18 protein-coding genes and 1 pseudogene are annotated in these 19,432 nt (G+C 66.0%); 6 read left to right on the forward strand and 13 right to left on the reverse strand.

Annotated elements, in window-relative coordinates; all coding sequences use genetic code 11:
- The first annotated feature begins 17 nt into the window (after positions 1-17).
- Positions 18-1,010 (forward strand): GNAT family N-acetyltransferase, encoded by a 993-nt coding sequence (locus JG616_RS12940; protein WP_199392837.1) that lies wholly within the window; start codon positions 18-20, stop codon positions 1,008-1,010.
- Here the strand turns inward: JG616_RS12940 and JG616_RS12945 are convergent.
- From JG616_RS12945 to JG616_RS12960, 4 genes are all read right to left on the reverse strand, one after another.
- Complete coding sequence (locus tag JG616_RS12945; RefSeq protein WP_199392838.1) at positions 1,003-1,905, reverse strand: GNAT family N-acetyltransferase; 903 nt, start codon at positions 1,903-1,905, stop codon at positions 1,003-1,005. The genes JG616_RS12940 and JG616_RS12945 overlap by 8 nt on opposite strands.
- Positions 1,906-1,966: 61 nt before the next feature.
- Entirely contained in the window at positions 1,967-3,112 is a 1,146-nt protein-coding gene (locus tag JG616_RS12950; RefSeq protein ID WP_199392839.1) for a glycosyltransferase, read from the reverse strand.
- Positions 3,109-3,837, reverse strand: coding sequence for a methyltransferase domain-containing protein (locus JG616_RS12955; protein WP_199392840.1), 729 nt, complete (start codon positions 3,835-3,837; stop codon positions 3,109-3,111). Before JG616_RS12955 ends, JG616_RS12950 begins: the two co-directional genes overlap by 4 nt.
- On the reverse strand, positions 3,834-4,685 hold the full coding sequence (locus tag JG616_RS12960; RefSeq protein ID WP_199392841.1) for a glycosyltransferase family 2 protein: 852 nt from the start codon (positions 4,683-4,685) through the stop codon (positions 3,834-3,836). Before JG616_RS12960 ends, JG616_RS12955 begins: the two co-directional genes overlap by 4 nt.
- Before the next feature lie 132 nt (positions 4,686-4,817).
- Between JG616_RS12960 and pilB the strand changes: the two genes are divergently transcribed.
- The 4 genes from pilB to coaE all read left to right on the forward strand — a co-directional run bounded on the left by pilB (position 4,818) and on the right by coaE (position 9,516).
- Positions 4,818-6,542: a type IV-A pilus assembly ATPase PilB gene (gene pilB / locus JG616_RS12965; protein ID WP_199392842.1), complete on the forward strand. Its 1,725-nt coding sequence runs from the start codon at positions 4,818-4,820 to the stop codon at positions 6,540-6,542.
- Positions 6,543-6,725: 183 nt separating this feature from the next.
- Positions 6,726-7,925, forward strand: a complete 1,200-nt coding sequence (locus tag JG616_RS12970; protein ID WP_199362712.1) for a type II secretion system F family protein — start codon at positions 6,726-6,728, stop codon at positions 7,923-7,925.
- Positions 7,926-7,928: 3 nt separating this feature from the next.
- Entirely contained in the window at positions 7,929-8,789 is an 861-nt protein-coding gene (locus JG616_RS12975) for an A24 family peptidase (RefSeq protein ID WP_199392843.1), read from the forward strand.
- A gap of 88 nt (positions 8,790-8,877) precedes the next feature.
- Positions 8,878-9,516 carry a dephospho-CoA kinase gene (gene coaE / locus JG616_RS12980; RefSeq protein WP_199362710.1) on the forward strand — a complete coding sequence of 213 codons (639 nt, stop codon included), beginning with the start codon at positions 8,878-8,880 and terminating at the stop codon, positions 9,514-9,516.
- 27 nt (positions 9,517-9,543) lie between these two features.
- On the opposite strand, the gene JG616_RS12985 is transcribed toward coaE, so the two are convergent.
- The 9 genes and pseudogenes from JG616_RS12985 to JG616_RS13025 form a co-directional block, all read right to left on the reverse strand.
- Positions 9,544-10,005 (reverse strand): hypothetical protein, encoded by a 462-nt coding sequence (locus JG616_RS12985; RefSeq protein WP_199392844.1) that lies wholly within the window; start codon positions 10,003-10,005, stop codon positions 9,544-9,546.
- Positions 10,002-10,475 (reverse strand): hypothetical protein, encoded by a 474-nt coding sequence (locus JG616_RS12990; protein WP_199362708.1) that lies wholly within the window; start codon positions 10,473-10,475, stop codon positions 10,002-10,004. Before JG616_RS12990 ends, JG616_RS12985 begins: the two co-directional genes overlap by 4 nt.
- Positions 10,472-11,986 carry a DUF2235 domain-containing protein gene (locus JG616_RS12995; protein WP_199362707.1) on the reverse strand — a complete coding sequence of 505 codons (1,515 nt, stop codon included), beginning with the start codon at positions 11,984-11,986 and terminating at the stop codon, positions 10,472-10,474. Before JG616_RS12995 ends, JG616_RS12990 begins: the two co-directional genes overlap by 4 nt.
- A gap of 27 nt (positions 11,987-12,013) precedes the next feature.
- Entirely contained in the window at positions 12,014-12,643 is a 630-nt protein-coding gene (locus JG616_RS13000; protein ID WP_199362706.1) for a hypothetical protein, read from the reverse strand.
- A 31-nt stretch (positions 12,644-12,674) separates the two neighbouring features.
- Positions 12,675-13,544: a hypothetical protein gene (locus tag JG616_RS13005; RefSeq protein WP_199392845.1), complete on the reverse strand. Its 870-nt coding sequence runs from the start codon at positions 13,542-13,544 to the stop codon at positions 12,675-12,677.
- A 93-nt stretch (positions 13,545-13,637) separates the two neighbouring features.
- On the reverse strand, positions 13,638-14,210 hold the full coding sequence (locus tag JG616_RS13800) for a thiamine phosphate synthase (protein WP_199392908.1): 573 nt from the start codon (positions 14,208-14,210) through the stop codon (positions 13,638-13,640).
- 78 nt (positions 14,211-14,288) lie between these two features.
- Positions 14,289-14,717: pseudogene (gene mutT / locus JG616_RS13805) on the reverse strand (8-oxo-dGTP diphosphatase MutT); the annotation flags it as partial.
- Positions 14,718-14,891: 174 nt separating this feature from the next.
- Positions 14,892-17,624: a preprotein translocase subunit SecA gene (gene secA, locus JG616_RS13020; protein ID WP_199392847.1), complete on the reverse strand. Its 2,733-nt coding sequence runs from the start codon at positions 17,622-17,624 to the stop codon at positions 14,892-14,894.
- Positions 17,625-17,892: 268 nt separating this feature from the next.
- Complete coding sequence (locus JG616_RS13025) at positions 17,893-18,804, reverse strand: M23 family metallopeptidase (protein WP_199392848.1); 912 nt, start codon at positions 18,802-18,804, stop codon at positions 17,893-17,895.
- Between the two features lie 26 nt (positions 18,805-18,830).
- On the opposite strand from JG616_RS13025, the gene JG616_RS13030 reads away from it, so the two are divergent.
- Entirely contained in the window at positions 18,831-19,256 is a 426-nt protein-coding gene (locus tag JG616_RS13030; RefSeq protein ID WP_199362700.1) for a DciA family protein, read from the forward strand.
- The last annotated feature ends 176 nt before the right edge of the window (positions 19,257-19,432 follow it).

Genomic DNA, 19,432 nt, shown 5'->3' on the forward strand with positions numbered 1-19,432 from the left:
AGCAGTATTACTTTGATATGAATCCGCCTTACGAAGCCAACGTCTCTCCCTTTCAGAAACTCGCATGGTTGGACGCCTGCGCAAGTTCCGTCGGCGGCAGCGTAAGGCAGATGGGATCGTTGCGGCTCCTGCAACGCCGCCTCGGACCCTGGACGGGGGCAGGGCTACCTCTCCCGAAGTCGGCGACGCCGCTTTCAGCGGGACTCATGAATGACGCTGATTGCAACGACCGCGATCTTCGCGGCATCGACGAATGGTTCTGGAGAAGCGGCCTCTCCTTTCTGCAAGTCACGTCGTCAACCAGACCCCCGGCAGATCTCAGGGCGTCGCGGATCGAACCATTCCGCAATCTGGAGATCGATCTTTCCCCCACCTGTGAATTTCTCTGGTCGGCTTCGTCCCAACTTCCACGGCGGGCAGTGCGCAAAGCGCTCAAAGCCGGCGTAAGAGTACATGTGGCGATTCCGGACGAGGTCAAATTGACCGAGCATCGCCGAACTGCCCGCTCGGTCTACGAAGCTTCAGGCCAGCTTCCGGCACACACCAAGTTCCATCATGACGCTGTCGTGGGCTCATCGCTCCGCGAACATGCCCAGTTTTTCTCCGCGTCATTGAACGACACCAACCTGGGCCATTTAATATCGATCAGGCATCTGGATCGCGCTTATTACTGGGATGTCGCCGTCAACCAGACCGGTCGAAGCGTGGGTGCGGGCCATCTGCTGTTCTGGACATGGATGCGGTGGTGTAAGCGGCACGGGGTCACGAGACTTGATCTGATGGGGCCGCCGGAAGGGGGGCGCGCCGGCACTGCCGCAGGAATCGGCCGCTTCAAACTTTCGTTCGGCGCGAAGCCACAGGACTACTGGGTCGTATACTGGTTTCGCCGCGGAGCCGGACTGGGGCTTGATGCCAGCAGGGTTCTATCCCGTCTCAGGCAGGCGAATTTCTCCAAGCTGGTCAGCGTCACCGGAAAACCGACCGCAGGCGAGAGTTCAGATACTACCTGAAGATGAGCCGAGTCCTGCGTGAAGTGCACAGAACGGCGTGTACCAACGCGCCCATCTTGGACACGGGCAACTCGTAGTGGCTCCGCGCGTAGCTTTTGCCACCAAAGCTTTCCTTGTAGGCAACGAGCGCAGGTTGGTCGAGCGGGGACGTGAGCATATTGAACTGTCGGCTATGGTAATTTTTCGCTCGATCGATGCCCCACGCCATGGCAATGTAACCTGGTCTCAGATTGGCAGAATGTGAATAGTAGCCACCATGCAGGTAGTAGCTGCTTGTCTCGGAGTGCGCAATAACTATGAAGCCACAAGGCGTCCCATCACGTCTCACCACCACGCCCACCGACAACCGTCCGTCATCCCTAGAAAGCTTGCATAGAGCGTCGAAGTATCCAGGCGTGTATCTCACTACGCCCCTTCGACGAACGACCGTCTCGGAGTAGATACGATGAAGAAGCGCTCCTTCGTCATGCAGAGCATCGCGTATCTGAACGCCAGCACGCCGGCTTTTTTCAAGTTTTTTCTTCAGCGTACGCGGCAGATCTTGCTCTGACCAATCCTCCAGGGAGTCCACACGGGTCTCTAACAGGTCGATTGTTCTGAATCTTTCCAGCTCGCTCAAGGCATCGACGGTTCGAGGAAAGCTGAATCTGGCCAGGTCGACACCGCTGGCCCTCAGGTCAGCTGTGATTGCCGGCATCATGCTGCCGGCGACGCCGTCCTCGAAACCTACGGGGAAGTTTGAGTAAGCGGCTCGCAGTCCCATCTTGGAGAACACACTCCATGCGGTCCGCGGGAAACCTGCCCCTTCGCGAATCACGAGCTGCACACTTCCGAAACCACGCGCGAGCACTTCGGCCCACTCATCGCTCGATATAAGGTCTGACGCGGTATTCACCAGTTAATCCGCATACGAAGCCAATCCGCGACAACTTGCCGACAACTCACGACCAAGATCTTCACGGGTGGACATGCCGGAACAGTGTCTGCGCGCAACTGAACAGGTCAAATCGGGTCGCCATCTCCGTCGTTCCAATCGCGTGCTCTGAGGGAGGTGTCCGAATGGCTATTCGAATAGCGTCAACATAAGCCCAAGAATCCACCCTTGCACTCATGGTCCCGCAGGACATGCCCGACCGCATCAGAAAAGGAAGATCACCGACGGGCATCGCTATAACCGGACAGGCAAGCTTCATCGCATCGGAGAACACCACCGGAATGCTTTCAACCCTCGACGGAATCAGCAGGTAATCGGATCCCAGCATGGCGTCCGTGGCTTGGTCGCGAGTGAGGTAACCCCGCAGCTCTACCGGCCTGGCGTCATCCTGCAGTTTCCGCACGGCGGCACGCACTTCGGCATCCAGGGGGCCGCCTCCAGCCACCAAGACCCGCTCAATGCGGGCCCAGTCGGACGCCGACAGCTGCGCCAGCGCTTCCAGCAGAAGATCCACCCCCTTGTTGGGATGCCAGCGCCCCACGAACATGAAACGGTACGGCGGCTGGCTGCGCATCGGCTCCAGGCGCACACGGTCGATCCTGCGCGTGCTGGGCAGGAAGGCCACCTCCCGCCCTGCGATGGCACGCGTGTCTTCCATGAGCTTCAATCCGTCCGACCAGCAGTGCGTCGCTCCAGCGAGAATTCTCCGGAGCCGGCCGCGCACCACCGGGATCCGTCCCAGGCTCCAGATGTCGCTACCGAGCGTCCATACCGAGTACCCGCAGGCGTGCTTTCGCGCCGCCCTTCGCGCCCACTCTCCGCACGGCAGGGCCCATAACGCCAGGATGTGCGCGACAGGACCCGCAGAAGCCGCTTGCTCCGTTGCGCGCGCGCCGCCCACCATCACGCGGGCGATCTTCAGGGCATCAGACGGCTGCCAGGGCCGGAGCGTCGAGAGCGGCTGGTCCGGAGTACGGTAACGGAACACATCGACGTTCTGTGACCAGGACTCGACGGCCTCCACGCCTCCGGGCGCGACTACGCGGATCGGCATGTGCTGCGCCAGCTCCTCGGCCAGATCGGCCACGAACGCGCCCGCAGCTTCGCTCCCGTCACCGGTGATCGGAAACGATGATGTCACCAGGACAAGCGCTGGCAACTCGTTCATGGCCGCACGGCCAGCACTCGATAACCCGCCGTCAAGGCGGGCCAGGGTGGAAGAAGCCTGCCCAGCAGCCAAGAAGCGATGTTGACCAGCGGAATCACGGCGGTCAGCAGTGGCAGCAGAAGAATCGCGTAGCTGCGCCGGCGGATTGCTTCTCCCGCCATCCCGCCGAGCGCAAGACTGAACAGCAAGCCGGCGCTTTCGACACTTCCCAACGTGGGCGAACACTCGCTGGCTGCGAGGCCCGCCGCCTGAAGTTCCCGCTGCAGTCCATGCGCCGTGTAACGCTGGTAGTCGTGAGGCGCGTCGTGCACCGGGTACAGGAACGGCAGCGTCATCAGCAGGACCCCTCCAGGCTTCAGCACTCGCGCAATCTCCGGCAATGCAGCCTCCGGATGACGAAGGTGCTCGAGCACTTCAAGCAGAAGCACGGTGTCGATGGAGGCATCTGGGAACGGCAACCGGCCTGCGTCGCCGAACACGTCCGGTTTTGCTCCGTAAAGAACGCCGCCGGTAGCAGGATAGTCGAGTGCCAGGTACTGGCTGTCGGCCCGAAGGTGGGGAACGATCCAGCGGTCGGCGCACCCGATGTCGAGCACGCGGCCCTGGGCATGCTGTCCGACCCAACTCGCAGTGCCTGCCTGGCTGCCCAACAGCCATTGCGGGTGCAGCGGCGTTCGCCTCAATGGCAGCAGCCATCTGCGGACGCGCTGGAGCGGTGGGTTCACGTGTCGCGCCGGTAAGTCAGCGACGTGATCTGCTCGGAGATCAGCCCGATCAGGAAGATGATCACCGACGCACTGAACAGCAACACGCTCATGTTGGTGAAGCGGCCTTCGGTAAAATATGTATACGCGTAGTATCCGAGAGCTGTCAGAAAGAACACCATCGATACCGGCACGAACAGCTTCAACGGCGAATACAGCGTCGCGATCTTGAAGATGATGAGCAGAAAGCGGACGCCGTCGCGGAGCGGGCGGATATGGCTGCGGCCGATGCGCCGCGCCACGGGAACGGGCTCGTACGCGACGGCATACGCGCTTCTGAAGAACGCCATCGTGGACGTCGTCGGATAGCTGAACCCGTTTGGCAGCAGGTGCAGGAATTCACGGAACCTGTCCGCGCGCACGACCCGGAAGCCCGATGTCAGATCCTTCACATCGAACCCGGTCATGCGGCTCGCCAGCCAGTTGTAGAAAGCGTTGGCGGCGCCACGGTGCATGCCTGCCTGATCACTCCAGCGGCGAGCTCCGACCACCATGTCGTAGCCCTGCTCGAACCTGGCCAGCAGCGTTGCGATGTGGGCCGGATCATGCTGCCCGTCTGCATCCATGAAGACCAGGGTGTCACCCGTGGCGGCGCGCGCTCCTCTCTTGATGGCAGCGCCGTTTCCCATCGGGTAAGGCGATGACAGCACCTTGGCGCCATGGGCGGAGGCGACCTCGGCGGTCGCATCGTCCGACCCATCGTCCACCACGATGACCTCGGCCCCCGGCAGGATGGCCTTGAGCGCAGGCAAGGTGCGGCGCAGGCCTTCGGCCTCGTTCTTGGCGGGCAGGATGATCGAAACGTGCATGGCTTCCCCTTTGCCGGAAAGGGTAGCCGGAATGCCTGGGCCACGTCAGTGCGGCGGACCGGAGCGTGACGCCCGTCAGGCTGTGGCACAGGCATTGCTTGCGCTAAAGTCTGCGCATTGCGGAGGACCCCCATGAACGCAGTCCCATCGGCCAACCTGGTCGGCATCACCGGCATCGCCCGTCGCCTCGTCCTCGACGGGGTCCTGGACGATGCCACGGCCCGTGAGGCGCTGGACAAGGCCACCCGGGAACGCAAGCCCGTGTCCCAGTACCTGCGCGAGCACAAGCTGGCCACCGCGGGCCAGATGGCCGCCGCCAACTCGATCGAGTTCGGGATGCCCGTCTTCGACCCGTCAGTGATGGACGGCAGCCAGAGCGCCCTCAAGCTGGTCAGCGAGGAGCTGCTGGCCAAGCACCCCATCTTGCCGCTGTTCAAGCGCGGCGGGCGGCTGTTCGTAGGGACGCCCGACCCGACCAATACGCATGCGCTGGACGAGGTGAAGTTCCACACCAATCTGGTGGTGGAGCCGATCCTGGTGGACGAGGAGAAGCTGCGCCGCTGCCTGGAGCTGTGGCAGGACGCCGGCGACAGCTTCGGCGAATCGCTGGACGATTCCGAGGGGCTGGACAACCTCGACATCACCGGCGGGGAGGAGGACGGCGCGGAGGGCGGCGTCGACGCCAAGGGCGACGACACGCCGGTAGTCAAGTTCGTGAACAAGGTCCTGATCGATGCCATCAAGAAGGGCGCGTCGGACATCCATTTCGAGCCCTACGAGAACGACTACCGGGTGCGCCTGCGCATCGACGGCATCCTCAAGCAGGTTGCCAAGATGCCGGTGAAGCTGAACCAGCGGATTACCGCGCGCCTGAAGGTCATGGCGCAGCTGGATATCGCCGAGAAGCGGGTGCCCCAGGACGGCCGCATCAAGCTCAACATCAGCAAGACCAAGCAGATTGACTTCCGTGTCAGCACCTTGCCGACCCTGTTCGGCGAAAAGGTCGTGCTGCGTATCCTGGACGGCAGCGCAGCCAAGCTCGGCATCGACAAGCTTGGCTATGAGCCCGAGCAGCAGAAGCTGTTCCTGGACGCCATCCACAAGCCCTACGGCATGGTCCTGGTGACCGGCCCCACCGGCTCCGGCAAGACGGTCAGCCTGTACACCGCCCTGGGCATCCTGAACGACGAGACCCGCAACATCTCCACGGCGGAGGACCCGGTGGAAATCCGCCTTCCAGGCGTCAACCAGGTCCAGCAGAACGTCAAGCGGGGCATGACCTTCGCCGCGGCGCTGCGCAGTTTCCTGCGTCAGGATCCGGACATCATCATGGTGGGCGAAATCCGCGACATCGAGACCGCCGAAATCGCGATCAAGGCCGCGCAGACCGGCCACATGGTGCTCTCCACCCTGCACACCAATGACGCCCCCCAGACCATCGCCCGCCTGATGAACATGGGCATTGCGCCGTTCAACATTACCAGCTCGGTGACCCTGGTCATCGCGCAGCGCCTGTGCCGGCGGCTTTGTCCCAAGTGCAAGCGCCCCCAGGAGCTGCCGGACAACGCGCTGCTGGCGGAGGGCTTCGCGACCGATGACATCCGAGAGGGTTTTACCGTTTACGAGGCCGTGGGCTGCGACGAGTGCACCAGCGGCTACAAGGGGCGCCTGGGCATCTATCAGGTGCTGCCGATGAGCGAGGAGATCCAGACCATCGTGCTCCAGGGGGGCAACGCCCTGCAGATCGCCGAAGCGGCGCAAGGAGCCGGCGTCAAGGATCTCCGCCAGTCGGCCCTGGTGAAGGTGAAGAGCGGGCTGACCAGCCTGGCCGAGATCAACCGCGTGACCGTGGACTGAGTTGCCTGAATCCAGCATCCGGTCACATACGAAAATTTCACTTTTCGCGCCAAGGGTTTAGGATGCAGGTTGGCTGCCCGACCGGGGTTCCGGGCCTTTAGGGGATTGACTATGGCTGTGACAGGTGGCGCTGCGCGCTCCGCTGCGAAGAAGCCGGCTGCGCCCACGCGCACGGGCGTCGAGATGGCACCGTTCGTATGGGAAGGTACGGACAAGCGCGGGAAGAAGATGAAGGGCGAGCAGACGGCGAAGAATGCCAACCTGCTGCGCGCCGAACTCCGCCGGCAGGGCATCACGCCCACGGTCGTCAAGGCAAAGTCCAAGCCGCTGCTGGGCGGTGCCGGGAAAACCATCTCCTCGAAGGACATCGCGGTGTTCAGCCGTCAGCTCGCCACGATGATCAAGTCCGGCGTGCCGATCGTGCAGTCGCTGGAGATCATCGCGAACGGCAACAAGAACACCCGCATGAAGGCGATGGTCGACAGCCTGCGCCTGGACCTCGAGGGTGGTCTGTCGATCTACGAGGCGATGAGCAAGCACCCCGTCCAGTTCGACGAGTTGTACCGCAACCTGGTCAAGGCTGGCGAGGGCGCGGGCGTGCTGGAAACGGTGCTTGAGACCATCGCCAACTACAAGGAAAACATCGAGACGCTGAAGGGCAAGATCAAGAAGGCCCTGTTCTACCCGGCCACGGTGGTCGCGGTGGCGCTGCTGGTGAGCTCGATCCTGCTGGTGTTCGTGGTCCCGCAGTTCGAATCGGTGTTCGCCGGGTTCGGCGCCGAGCTGCCGGCATTCACGCAGCTGATCGTGGCGGCTTCGGACTTCATGGTCGCCTGGTGGTGGCTCATCGTGCTGATCCTGGGCGGCACCGCATTCGTGGCGATCGCCGCGTTCAAGCGTTCGCCGGCGTTCCAGCACTTCGTCGACCGGATGATCCTGAAGGTGCCGATCATCGGCCAGATCATGCACAACTCCGCCATCGCCCGGTATGCGCGCACGCTGGCAACCACCTTCGCGGCCGGCGTGCCGCTGGTCGAAGCGCTGGGCATCGTGGCCGGGGCCACCGGCAACTCGGTGTACGAAAAGGCCGTGCTTGAGGTGCAGAGCGACGTCGCCGTCGGTTACCAGCTCAACATGTCGATGAAACAGGTCAACCTGTTCCCGCATATGGTCATCCAGATGACGGCCATTGGCGAGGAAGCCGGTGCGCTGGACACGATGCTGTTCAAGGTGGCGGAATTCTATGAGCAAGAGGTCAACAATGCCGTCGACGCGCTGGCGAGCCTGATCGAGCCGCTCATCATGGTCTTCATCGGCGTCGTGGTCGGCAGCATGGTCATTGGCATGTACCTGCCGATCTTCAAGCTCGCCGCCACGATCTGACGGATGGCCTTCCTCGACCAGAACCCCGAACTCGGCTATCCGCTGGTCGCAGGCCTCGGCCTGCTCGTCGGCAGCTTCCTCAACGTGGTCATCCTGCGCCTGCCAAGGCGCATGGAGTGGCAGTGGAAGCGCGACAGCCGCGAGATGCTCGGCGAGCCGGAGCTCTACGATCCGCCCCCGCCCGGCATCGTCGTCGAGCGCTCGCACTGCCCGAGTTGCGGCCACCAGCTGAGCTGGTACGAAAACATTCCGGTGCTCAGCTGGCTGGCGTTGGGCGGCAAGTGCCGCAGTTGCAAGGCGCCGATCTCGGTGCAATACCCGGCGGTCGAGCTGCTCACCATGCTTCTGCTGGTGGCCTGCGTCTGGCGCTTCGGCTTCGGCTGGCAGGGTTTCGGAGCCGGCTTGCTGACCTGCTTCCTGATCGCCCTCTCGGGCATAGATCTGCGCACCCAGCTGCTGCCCGATTCCCTCACCTTGCCACTGATGTGGCTTGGCCTGATCGCCGCGGTCGAGAACCTTTATATCGAGCCAAAGCCCGCCCTTCTGGGCGCCATCGCGGGCTACGTGAGCCTGTGGAGCGTGTGGTGGGTGTTCAAGCAGCTCACCGGCAAGGAAGGCATGGGCCACGGCGACTTCAAGCTGCTGGCCGCGCTGGGCGCCTGGTGCGGACTTGCGGGCGTGCTGCCGATCATCCTCATCTCGTCGCTGGTGGGCGCGGTGATCGGCAGCGCCTGGCTGTTCCTCAAGGGCCGCGACCGCGCCACGCCGATCCCGTTCGGCCCCTACCTGGCGATCGCGGGCTGGATCACCTTCATGTGGGGCGGTGGCCTGATCGACTGGTATCGGGGCATCGCCGGGTTCTAGCGCCGATGCCCTGCGCGATTGTAGGAGCGGCTACAGCCGCGATCCTGCGCGCTGGCGATCGCCGTCATTTCCAGCCAGACTTTCCGGCATGGCCGACTACACCGTAGCGCTGACCGGCGGCATCGCCTCAGGCAAGTCCGAGGTCGAACGCCGCTTTCGCGCCCTGGGCGTGCACGTCGCCGATGCCGACCTGGCCGCGCGAGAGGTTGTGGCCCCCGGCACCCCAGGCCTTGCCGAAGTCGTCCGAGCCTTTGGCCCCGAAGTCCTTGGGCCGGACGGTGCAATGGATCGCCCCGCGATGCGGCGACGGGTATTTGCCGACGACGTTGCGCGCCGCCGCCTCGAAGCCATCATCCACCCGCGCGTCCGCGCCGCGCTGCGCGCCGCCTGCGAAGCCGCGCCAGGGCCCTACGCGATCGCCGCCATCCCGCTGTACGCGGAGGCCGGGGCTGAGGCCTACGCCCCCTGGGTGGACCGCGTGCTGGTGGTGGACGTGCCGGTGGAGGTGCAGCTCGAACGCCTGCTGCGGCGCGACGGCATCGACGAGGCGCTGGCATGGGAGATGATCCGCGCGCAGGCCACGCGCGAGCAGCGGCTGGCGGTGGCGGATGACGTGATCGCCAACCAAGGCCCGCTGGATGAACTCACCGGAACGGTCTCGCGGCTACACGCGCGGTACCTGCGGCTGGCGGAAGCCGCGCTTGGCGGGTCGGTGACATCACGCTGAGGCAGCCCCCTCACAAGGGGTTCGGTCTTACATCCCCCGCGAGCGTTCACGCGCTGCAGCCGACGCCTCCGAGTAGCGGCACGCCCCGTCCCAGCCAACCTGCGCAAGCGCGCACATGCCGGCCGCGGATGCGCCCACAAGGCCGAGTCCGGCGGAACCATCCAGTGCCGGCCGAGGGTCCCATGCGTACGCGAATCCGACCGCGCTTCCAGCCGACATCCCGACTGCGACCTGCAACCACGGGCTCGCTGCGACTCGCGGCAGGTGCTGCAGCAGCGACACCAGGACACCGACGATGAACGCGGGGATGAACATCAGCCCGTAGGTCACCGTGGTCAGCCACAGCAGCAACCCGCCGGGCGGGCGCCAGGTGTCGCCCAGCATTGGCGGCCCAACCAGGCACAGCCAGGCCAGCACGGTCATCGGCGGACCCGCCAGGCTGTACAGCAGCAGCGTCCGGGCATTCAACAGCGCGAGGAGGGCCGTCATGGTCCCGCTGGATCCGTGCGCAGTGCGATCCGGCGATAGCCGTCCGCGTCGACACCGCGCGCATCACCGTCGATCCGGGCGCACAGCCGTCCGTCGCAGGAGGTCACGTCGGCGCGGTTGATGGCGTCGAGCAAGGCCTGGTCGCGCGCGACCGAGCCGAGTTCCCGGTACGCCGATGCCACCGTGACGCCCGCGGCGGCGGCCGCCAACACGGCGACGACGAGGAGGCTGCCCGAGACCATCCGCGACGCCCGCATCCGGGTGCGCATCGATGCCTGCTGCGCCGCGACCGCACGGGCGTTGTCGATGGCCAAGGCGTCAGACATCCGTGCTACCTCGGCGGCGAACGCGGCAGCCACGGCCTCCACGCGCTGGACGGCGCGGGCGCTGCGCTCGTCCAGGCGCTCCGCGACGATCGCGAGTTGCAGGGCGAACTCGCGCGGATCACCGCGCTCCGGACCAATGCTCACGGCGATACCTGTGCTGGCGCCGCCGCCGGGTTGCGCGGCGCTGAAGACCGTTCGGGCGGGTGAAGACCTTCCCGCTCGACCTGCCAGGATCGGTCCGTGGCCATCCCTTCCCGCACCACGCCACTGACGAAGGATGCCGCCATGAACGCGTGGCCCGCAGGCGTCGCCCTGTACATCGCCGTGGCAGCGTCCATTCCGGGCAGGTCGTTGCGGACGGCGGCTGCGACCAGCTGGGAAAAGCTCGCCTTCAGGTCCTGGGCATGTTCCAGCGCCTGCGCGCGCAGGGGAAACCGCGTGAAGGCCACCGCCTGGTCCACGACCCCGCTGTCGTGCTGGAACATGCCGCGCACGGCCTGCATCGCCGTGTCCATCTTGGGGTCGCTGCCGCCGGGCAGGCGCGCCCTGCCGACATGCTCGAACTCCAGCGTGGCGGCGACGCGAGGATCGACCGCGTCGCGCAGGCACGGCGTGGGCATCCGGGGACAGGCGGGGCCGAGCCGGGTGTGCAGCTCGCGCTCGCCATGCGTGCGGTAGTGGTGGTCTGGCCAGAGGCCGTACAGATGCTGTTCGGAGCGATGCACGGCGTAGAGCCTGGGATCCAGCGCCTCCGCCACCTTGCCCAGGCGTTCTCCGCCGAGCAGCGTGTTGAAGTAGTCGATCGCGAAGTTGTGGACGACGCGCCCGGTGCCGTCGAGCAGGTACGTACCACCCAGGTCGGAGTGGGCGCCGGGCACTTCGAGATTCGCCATCCGCCCCTGGTCGGACAGGCCCGGCGGCAGGTGCTGGGTCGAGGTGAAATGGCTCCGTCCTTCGTCCCGGCTGGTGATCTGCACCGCACTGACGTTCGATGCCGGCATGCCGCGGTCGGTGTCATAGACACCGGTGCCGACGGGATCTACGAGGAAAGCCACCTGCGCGGTCCGCCCTGGCGGCACCAGCGGCGGCCGGTCCGCCCAGGCGATGCTCTTCAGGATTCCGTCGCCGTCGTACCGGGCGACGGCCCCGTCCGGATCCCGGATACCGCGCTCGTGCACAAGACGCTCCAACAGCGCGACGGTCTCCGCACCGCGGCTGAACCCGATTCCGGCGAGGTGGATGCGGGCATTGGGGTCTTCACGCAACCATTGGCTGGCCTGCACGCAAAACTCGAGGTACGCATGCTCAGCCCTTTCTTCAAGCGTGAATGCCAGTGCCCCGTCCAGGATGCGCCGTACAGGTCCCGCTTGCGTGCCCACACCTTCGAGGTATCCGACTTTCACTGAGGAATCGGCGAGTGATTCGATTGCACGACCAATAACGGCAACTACCGACAGTGCTTCAAGTCCGTCTTTGAGACGGCTGTTGCTGGTGCCGTCCAGTGCAGCGACATACAGCCTGTCGTGAGGCGATGTCATCAGCCTTGGCGCGCGTACCTGCTGCATCCGGGCGCGCGTAAGGTCGAGCATGGAATGCTCTTCCTTGCTCAGCACGCGCGCTTGCACGCCGTCGGGCGTGAGCCTGTATTCGTTCATGCGATCCTCCTTGATCGCGCCGCCGGATCAATGTGTTTTCGAATGCACGAGCACCAGACCTGTATGAAGGTCGCTGTGTGGATTCGCAGGATCCTGGAGTTCCTTCAAAGGGATCCAGGTACTCATGTAGGTATTGATCGTACGATCGTTCACAACGAGGATGATGCCGGGTCGAGGGATAAGTGAGTCCTCCATGATGTCTTCTCTGGCCACGGTATGACGGACCATACGATCGGCGAAAATGTCGGCGATATCCACGCGTGCCATGAGCCTTGTGCCGTCGATGGTTGTCCACTCCACTTCGGCGGGTGGCGGGAAGTTTCTGATCGGTCCCCTGCCAGCATGAAGGGCTTCCCTCAGCGGCCGTTCCAGCGATGTGATCGGTGGTCTGGGCTGGTCGCTGCCATGCATTTGCCCTGCATAGCTGATCTGGCAGGACGCCACGCCAAAACAGTACGCACCGAAGCTGTGAAACGGAAACCACAGCGGCCAATCCGCCACCGTCCCCGTATACGGACCATGCCCAGGCGGCGGCTTCATGTTGTCCGGCGAAGAAGGCGCCCTCGAGCTGCACGCTTGCAGCAGCGCGGCAGCCAGGATCAGAACGGCGGCGGTCCGGGCGAGGCGTGCCGCGCGCGAGTCACGTCGTGTGTGCATGCGTCCATGTCCGTATGGGCTCGATTCGACGCTAGTCGCTCGCGCCCCCGACCGTCAAGCCGGGCTGGTGCGGACGTCCCGGCGCGCGCGCCTCTGCCGGCGGCGGCGTCAGCCCGGACGTCCGGCCACCAGCCATGGCCTGCGCGAACCTGTCCATCTCCGCGCGCGCCTGCGCCGGCGTGGCTTGGCTGGATCCGGGAACCTGCGGCACGATGAGCGAGACCTCGAGCAGGTACTGGCCATCGACGACGAACTGGCTGATGCCCATGGTGGTCAGGAGGTCTTCCTGGGCGTTGAAGCGGGACGTCGGGAAGCACGCCGACGGGGCACGGCCGGGGACCAGCATCTCCAGCCCCGCGACCGGGTTTTCCGAAAGATGCACGAAGGTGACGGGCAGGCCCGGCACGGACCGGGCGCTCTCGAGCTGCAGGGACATCATGGCGACAAGCGTGCCGCTGGGGCTGCCCGTCTGCAGTGGCTCGGGCAATTCGGTCACCACCACGGCCGCGATCGGCGGAGCGTCGAGGTCGCGCGCGAACAGGATGGAATGATCGATGAAGCGGCGCGACCGGTCGCCCTCGACGATCGTCACGACCGGCTTCCCGCCTCCCGGCAGTTCGGGGATGGCGAAGCTGTATCCGGTTCCCGGCAAGGCGACCCGCCCTGATGCCAGGATCGTGGCTTCCGCAGGATGGCGGACCTGCTGGAGCATCGCGTCGCGGCCGCAGTCAAGCGTCCCGAACCAGATGCTCTGAGCACCGGCCCCCGGTGCGCCATCGCGTGTCGCGGCGGCGGGTCCGGCCGCCAGGGCGAGGACCACCGTGAGCGCGAGTGCAGCTGGCAGGCGCGGATGCACGCGATGTGCGCCCCCTGCATTCGTGTCTTCCATGACGAGCTCCATCCCGGGTGGAGATCGAGCATGCCGCGCCCGGCAACGGACGCACCGTCGGGGAATCCTGATTCGGGCACCGGTGTGCGACGCGGCCGTGAGCCGCTATGCGCCGCGACAGCCCCACAGTGCACGGATCCCGGCGATGCCCTGCCCGCCCCGGCGCCTGGCGTCGCCCATGTCCTCCGGCCCAAGCCCGCCGATCGCATACACGGGCAGGCTCACAGACTCCCGCAGCGCTGCGAATGCCTCCCAGCCGATGCCCGGCTCGCCAGGGTGGCTGGCCGTCGCCTTCACCGCCCCCAGCACCACGAAATCGCAGCCCAGCCGCGCGGCGTGGGCGAGGTCTTCGGCCGTATGGCACGACGCGGCCAGCAGCGAACCTTCCGCCAGCATCGGGCGTTGGGTGATCGTGGCGAGCTGCGACGAGCGCAGGTGCACGCCAGTGCCCAGTTCGCAGGCCAGGGCGACGTCGGCGTTGACCAGCAGCTCCGCGCCAGCGCGGCGGCAGCGGGCAGCGGCGGCGGTCGCGAGTTCGCGGAACAGGTCGGGGGCGGCGCCGGGAAGGCGGAGCTGGATGCGGGAGATGCCGTTGGCCAGCGTGGCGTCGAGGCCAGCGAGCCAGTCGACCGCGGCGGCGGTGGCATCTGTGTCTGTAGGAGCGGCTATAGCCGCGATCGCATCTCCGCAAGTGCGATCGCGGCTCTAGCCGCTCCTACAGGAGATCGCGGGCGACCGCAGACCGGTAATGGCGTAGGCGTCAGGCTGCGGCAGGCCGGGGCTGATGGCGTAGCGGTCGGGCTGTTGCAGGGCGGCCACCACGGGGATGTCGGCCGGGGGCATCGCGTAGCTCGACAGCTTGTGCGGCGGCACCCAGGCCAGGGCCTGGCCTTCGCGGCCGCGCGGGGTGCCGGTCCAGCGCGCGACATGGCGGACATCGAGTCGCAGGCGCTTGTCGGGATAGCGCTGCGGCACGGTGATCAGATGCTCGCCCACGCGGGCGTCGATGCCGAGCTCTTCCTGCAGCTCGCGGGCCAGCGCGGCCTCCGGGCTCTCGCCGGCCTCGCGCTTGCCGCCGGGAAACTCCCAGAGACCGGCGAGGTCACGGCCTTCGGTGCGGCGGGTCAGCAGGATCCGACCGCGGGGATCGGTGATGACGGCGGCGACGACTTCGACGACTTTCATCGATAGGCCCCGAAGCCGCGTGCCCCAATGCAGGAGCGGCTACAGCCGCGATCGCCTAGCACTACGGGATTGGCCGAGGCAGCCGCGGGATCGAGTCGCAACACCGGATTGGCAAAGGCAGCCGCGAGATCTATCGCGGCTGTAGCCGCTCCTACAGGGGGCGGTGCTTTGGCGTCAGGCGAGCTGCCCATGGCAGTGCTTGTACTTCTTTCCGCTGCCGCAGGGACACGGGTCGTTGCGTCCCACCTTGGGGCCGCGGTCGGCGGGGTCGCCCTCGTACTGGTAGTCCGGGTCGGCGGCTTCCTCGTCGGCGCCGTAGCCGCCGCTGTCGGCGTGCTGGAACTGCATGCGCCGCGCCTGGGCTTCGGCCTGCTCGCGCTCCTGTGCTTCCAGCGCGGCCACTTCCTCTTCGGTGCGCACGCGCACGCGCGACAGCATCATCACCACTTCGCGCTTGACCTTGTCGAGCATCTCCGAGAACAGCTCGAACGCTTCCTTCTTGTACTCCTGCTTCGGCTGCTTCTGGGCATAGCCGCGCAGGTGGATGCCCTGGCGCAGGTAGTCCATGCGCGCGAGGTGCTGCTTCCAGTTGTCGTCGAGCACGCTGAGCATGATGTGCTTCTCGAGCATGCGCATGGTCTCAGGGCCGGTCGAGGCTTCCTTCGCGGCCACCGACTGCTCCACCGCCTCCTGCACGTGTTCGAGGATGCGTTCGGCGTCGACCTCGTTCTGCGCCGCCACCCAGCCGGCGACGTCGATCGCCAAGCCGAAGTCGGCATCGAGCGCGGCCTGCAGGCCGGCGATGTCCCACTGGTCGTCGACCGAATCCGGCGGCACGAAGCGCTCGACCAGGTCGCCGACCACGTCGGTGCGGATGCCGGCGATGTTGCCGGCGATGTCCTCGGCCTCGAGCAGTTCGTTGCGCTGGCCGTAGATGACCTTGCGCTGGTCGTTGTTGACGTCGTCGAAGTCGAGCAGGTTCTTGCGGATGTCGAAGTTGTGCGCCTCGACCTTGCGCTGGGCATTGGCGATCTGCTTCGACACCAGCGGGCTTTCGATGATGTCGTCTTCCTTCAGGCCCATGCGCGCCATGACCTTCTGCACCCAGTCGGCGGCGAAGATGCGCATCAGGTTGTCTTCGAGCGACAGGTAGAAGCGGCTGGAACCCGGATCGCCCTGGCGACCGGAGCGACCGCGCAGCTGGTTGTCGATGCGGCGGCTCTCGTGGCGCTCGGTGCCGACGATGTGCAGGCCGCCAGCGGCCTTCACCGCGTCATGGCGCTCCTGCCACGCGGCCTTCAGCGTGGTGCGCGTCCCGGCGTCGATCTCGCCCTGCTCGGCCTCGAGTGCGGCCAGCTCCGACTCCAGCGAACCACCGAGCACGATGTCGGTGCCGCGGCCGGCCATGTTGGTGGCGATGGTGACCGCGCCCGGACGGCCGGCCTGGGCGATGATGATCGCCTCGCGCTCGTGCTGCTTGGCGTTGAGCACTTCGTGGTGGATGCCGGCTTCGGTCAGCTGCTGGCTCAACATCTCCGAAACTTCGATCGAGGTCGTGCCGACCAGCACCGGCTGCTGGCGCGCATGCGCTTCCTTCAGCTCGTTGATCACCGCGCGGTACTTGCCGGCGCGGTTGAGGAATACGGCATCGGGATGGTCGACGCGGATCATCGGGCGGTGGGTCGGGATCACCACCACTTCCAGGCTGTAGATGCTGTTGAACTCGAAGGCTTCCGTGTCCGCGGTGCCGGTCATGCCCGACAGCTTGCCGTACATGCGGAACAGGTTCTGGAAGGTGATGCTGGCCAGCGTCTGGTTCTCGCGTTGAACCGGCACGCCTTCCTTGGCCTCTACCGCCTGGTGCAGGCCGTCGGACCAGCGGCGTCCCGGCAGGGTGCGGCCGGTGAACTCGTCGACGATGATGACCTCGCCGTCGCGCACGATGTAGTCGACGTCGCGCTGGTAGATCGCGTGCGCGCGCATCGCGGCGTTGAGGTGGTGCACCACGTGGATGTTGTGCGGGTCGTACAGGCCGTCGTCCTCGCCGAGGATGCCGGCGCGGCGCAGCAGGGTCTCGGCCAGCTCCTGGCCGGCCTCGGACAGGTGGACCTGCTTGCCCTTCTCGTCGACCCAGAAGTCACCTTCGGCCTGCTCGTCGGCCTGGCGGGTGAACTCGGGGACGATGCGGTTGACCTTGATGTACAGGTCGGGCGTTTCATCGGCGGGGCCGGAAATGATCAGCGGCGTGCGCGCCTCGTCGATCAGGATCGAGTCGACCTCGTCGATGATCGCGTAGTGCAGGCCGCGCTGGTAGCGCTGCTCCTTCGACAGCGCCATGTTGTCGCGCAGGTAGTCGAAGCCGAATTCGTTGTTGGTGCCGTAGGTGATGTCGGCGCCATAGGCGGCGTGCTTGTCGCCGTGCGGCATGCCCGGATAGACCACGCCCACCGACAGGCCCAGCCAGTTGTAGAGCTTGCCCATCTGCGCGGCGTCGCGGCGCGCCAGGTAGTCGTTCACCGTGACCACGTGCACGCCCTTGCCTTCCAGGGCGTTGAGGTAGACCGCCAGCGTCGCGACCAGGGTCTTGCCCTCGCCGGTGCGCATCTCGGCGATCTTGCCGGTGTGCAGCACCATGCCGCCGACCAGCTGCACGTCGTAGTGGCGCATGCCCAAGGTGCGGACCGAGGCCTCGCGGCAGACGGCGAAGGCCTCGGGCAGGACCTTGTCGAGCGCTTCGCCGTTGGCGATGCGCTGCTTGAATTCGGGGGTCTTGGCCTGCAGCTCGGCGTCGGAAAGCGCCTGCATCTGCGGCTCGAACGCGTTGACCTTCGCGACGACCTTGTTGAACTGACCGACGATGCGTTCGTTGCGGCTGCCGAAGACGCTGGTGAGCAGGCGATTGAGCATTGGGTGACCGGTTGGGAGGAGTGGATGGCGCTGGCATGGGCCCGGAAACAGGAAAAGGGCGCGAGGCGCCCTTTCCAGCTGGCCACGGGATTGTACCGTGGGGGTCCCGGGACCGCCTATCAAGCCCCGGCAGGCTTTCCTGCAGGAGCGGCTACAGCCGCGATGGCCAGCTGCCAGGCAGTGCCAAGCGGCAATCGCGGCTGTAGCCGCTCCTACAGGGCAGGCTCGCGCAATCGCGGCTGCAGCCGCTCCTGCAGGGCTGATTGCGTCAGTGCTTCTCGCCGAGGAACTTGCGCGGATTCATCACGCGGCCGTTCTCCCAGACCTCGAAGTGCACGTGCGCGCCGGTGCTGCGGCCGGTGCTGCCGGCCTTGGCGATCTCGCGGCCCACGCGCACCAGGTCGCCGACCTGCACGGTGTTGCGCGAGTTGTGCGCGTAGCGGGTCACGTAGCCGTTGCCGTGGTCGATCTCGACCACGTTGCCGTAGCCCGAGCGCGAGCCGGAATAGCTGACCACGCCGTCGGCCACCGCGAGCACCGGATCACCGGTGCGCGCGTCGAAGTCGATGCCCTTGTGCCAGGCGGCGCCGCCGCCGAAGGGATCGGCGCGGCGACCGAAACCGGAGGTGATGTAGCTGGAGGCCACCGGCGAACGCGAGGGCACGGCGTTCTTGTCGAGCTCGCGGTTGAACAGCAGCATCTCGAGCACCGACAGCTGGCCGCCGGCGGCGGCGAAGTCGGCGTCGATGCCGGTGATGCCTTCGCGCAGCTCGCCCGCCGGCATGTCGCGCACCGGGCCATGGCCGCCGATGCCCACCGGGCTGTTGAAATCGAACTCGCCGTCGCCGAGCTGGGCGACCTGGGTCAGGCGGTCGCCGAGGGCGTTGAGGCGCGTGGCCTCGGCCTGCAGTTCGCCCAGACGCGCCGCCAGGGCATTGACCTCGCGCTGGGCGTCGGCGCGGGTGTCCTCGAGCTGGGCATCCTGGGTCGCGAGCTCCGTGCGCAGCGCGTTGACCTCGCTGGACTGGATGCTGGCGCCGAGCGCCGCGCCGGCCACCAGGGTGGCCGCGACCAGCGCCAGCGGCTGGCGGGTGCCGAGGCCGGCGATGCGTCTGCCACCGCGGCGAAGGTAGTGCAGGCACCAGGCCTGAGAATGAAGAAGCGTACGTTGTAGAGTCATATCACCATGTCTTCCGGTAGAGCCTAGTGGCTTCCCCCAAAGGTCCGCGCGCCGTCCTCGACGCGCTGGCAGCCGATGCAAGCGGCCGCTCCCCGATCAAGCGCGCGTTGTGGCTCGACGCACTCGACCGCACCCTGCGCCCACATCTTCCGGTTTCACTTGCCGCGCACGCGCGGCTTGCGAATGTGGATGGCGCAAAGCTCGTGTACCTGGTGGATTCGCCACTGTGGAACGCCAGCCTCAGGCTTGCCGCTCCAGCGCTTCTGGACGCCGCCCGTTCGCACGGGCTGGATGTCCGGGAGCTCAGGGTCAGGACGACCACCCAGCCGCTGTTCCCGCCTGCGCGGGTCGAAACGGCCATACGTCCGCTGTCGGCATCCGCACCACAAGGGCTGCGGGATGCCTTGGCGTCGCTGCGTGTCCCCCTGGACGACGACAGCGACGGGTCCTGAATTCGACGACCCGCTTCCGGGCCGACGGAGCATCCTAGCGGTCACGGGCATGTGAAACGTTAACCGGACCGGGCGTTATTTCGCCATTTCCGTTAATTTTTCATTAAAAAGAGCACCTGGCGCACATGATCCGGAAGGCGGACAGGTGGAGGACAGGTCCGTGAGGACCGAACCTG

Source organism: Luteimonas sp. MC1895 (assembly GCF_016457215.1).
In the GTDB taxonomy this organism is placed as follows: Bacteria; Pseudomonadota; Gammaproteobacteria; order Xanthomonadales; family Xanthomonadaceae; genus Luteimonas.

Bases quoted from the DNA above. Each gene is read 5' to 3' on its own strand.
- JG616_RS12940 (WP_199392837.1), top strand. From the start codon at position 18: ATGAATCCGCCTTACGAAGCCAACGTCTCTCCCTTTCAGAAACTCGCA.
- JG616_RS12950 (WP_199392839.1), bottom strand. From the start codon at position 3,112: ATGAACGAGTTGCCAGCGCTTGTCCTGGTGACATCATCGTTTCCGATC.
- JG616_RS12960 (WP_199392841.1), bottom strand. From the start codon at position 4,685: ATGCACGTTTCGATCATCCTGCCCGCCAAGAACGAGGCCGAAGGCCTG.
- pilB (WP_199392842.1), top strand. From the start codon at position 4,818: ATGAACGCAGTCCCATCGGCCAACCTGGTCGGCATCACCGGCATCGCC.
- JG616_RS12970 (WP_199362712.1), top strand. From the start codon at position 6,726: ATGGCACCGTTCGTATGGGAAGGTACGGACAAGCGCGGGAAGAAGATG.
- JG616_RS12975 (WP_199392843.1), top strand. From the start codon at position 7,929: ATGGCCTTCCTCGACCAGAACCCCGAACTCGGCTATCCGCTGGTCGCA.
- coaE (WP_199362710.1), top strand. From the start codon at position 8,878: ATGGCCGACTACACCGTAGCGCTGACCGGCGGCATCGCCTCAGGCAAG.
- JG616_RS12985 (WP_199392844.1), bottom strand. From the start codon at position 10,005: ATGACGGCCCTCCTCGCGCTGTTGAATGCCCGGACGCTGCTGCTGTAC.
- JG616_RS12995 (WP_199362707.1), bottom strand. From the start codon at position 11,986: ATGAACGAATACAGGCTCACGCCCGACGGCGTGCAAGCGCGCGTGCTG.
- JG616_RS13000 (WP_199362706.1), bottom strand. From the start codon at position 12,643: ATGCACACACGACGTGACTCGCGCGCGGCACGCCTCGCCCGGACCGCC.
- JG616_RS13005 (WP_199392845.1), bottom strand. From the start codon at position 13,544: ATGGAGCTCGTCATGGAAGACACGAATGCAGGGGGCGCACATCGCGTG.
- secA (WP_199392847.1), bottom strand. From the start codon at position 17,624: ATGCTCAATCGCCTGCTCACCAGCGTCTTCGGCAGCCGCAACGAACGC.
- JG616_RS13025 (WP_199392848.1), bottom strand. From the start codon at position 18,804: ATGACTCTACAACGTACGCTTCTTCATTCTCAGGCCTGGTGCCTGCAC.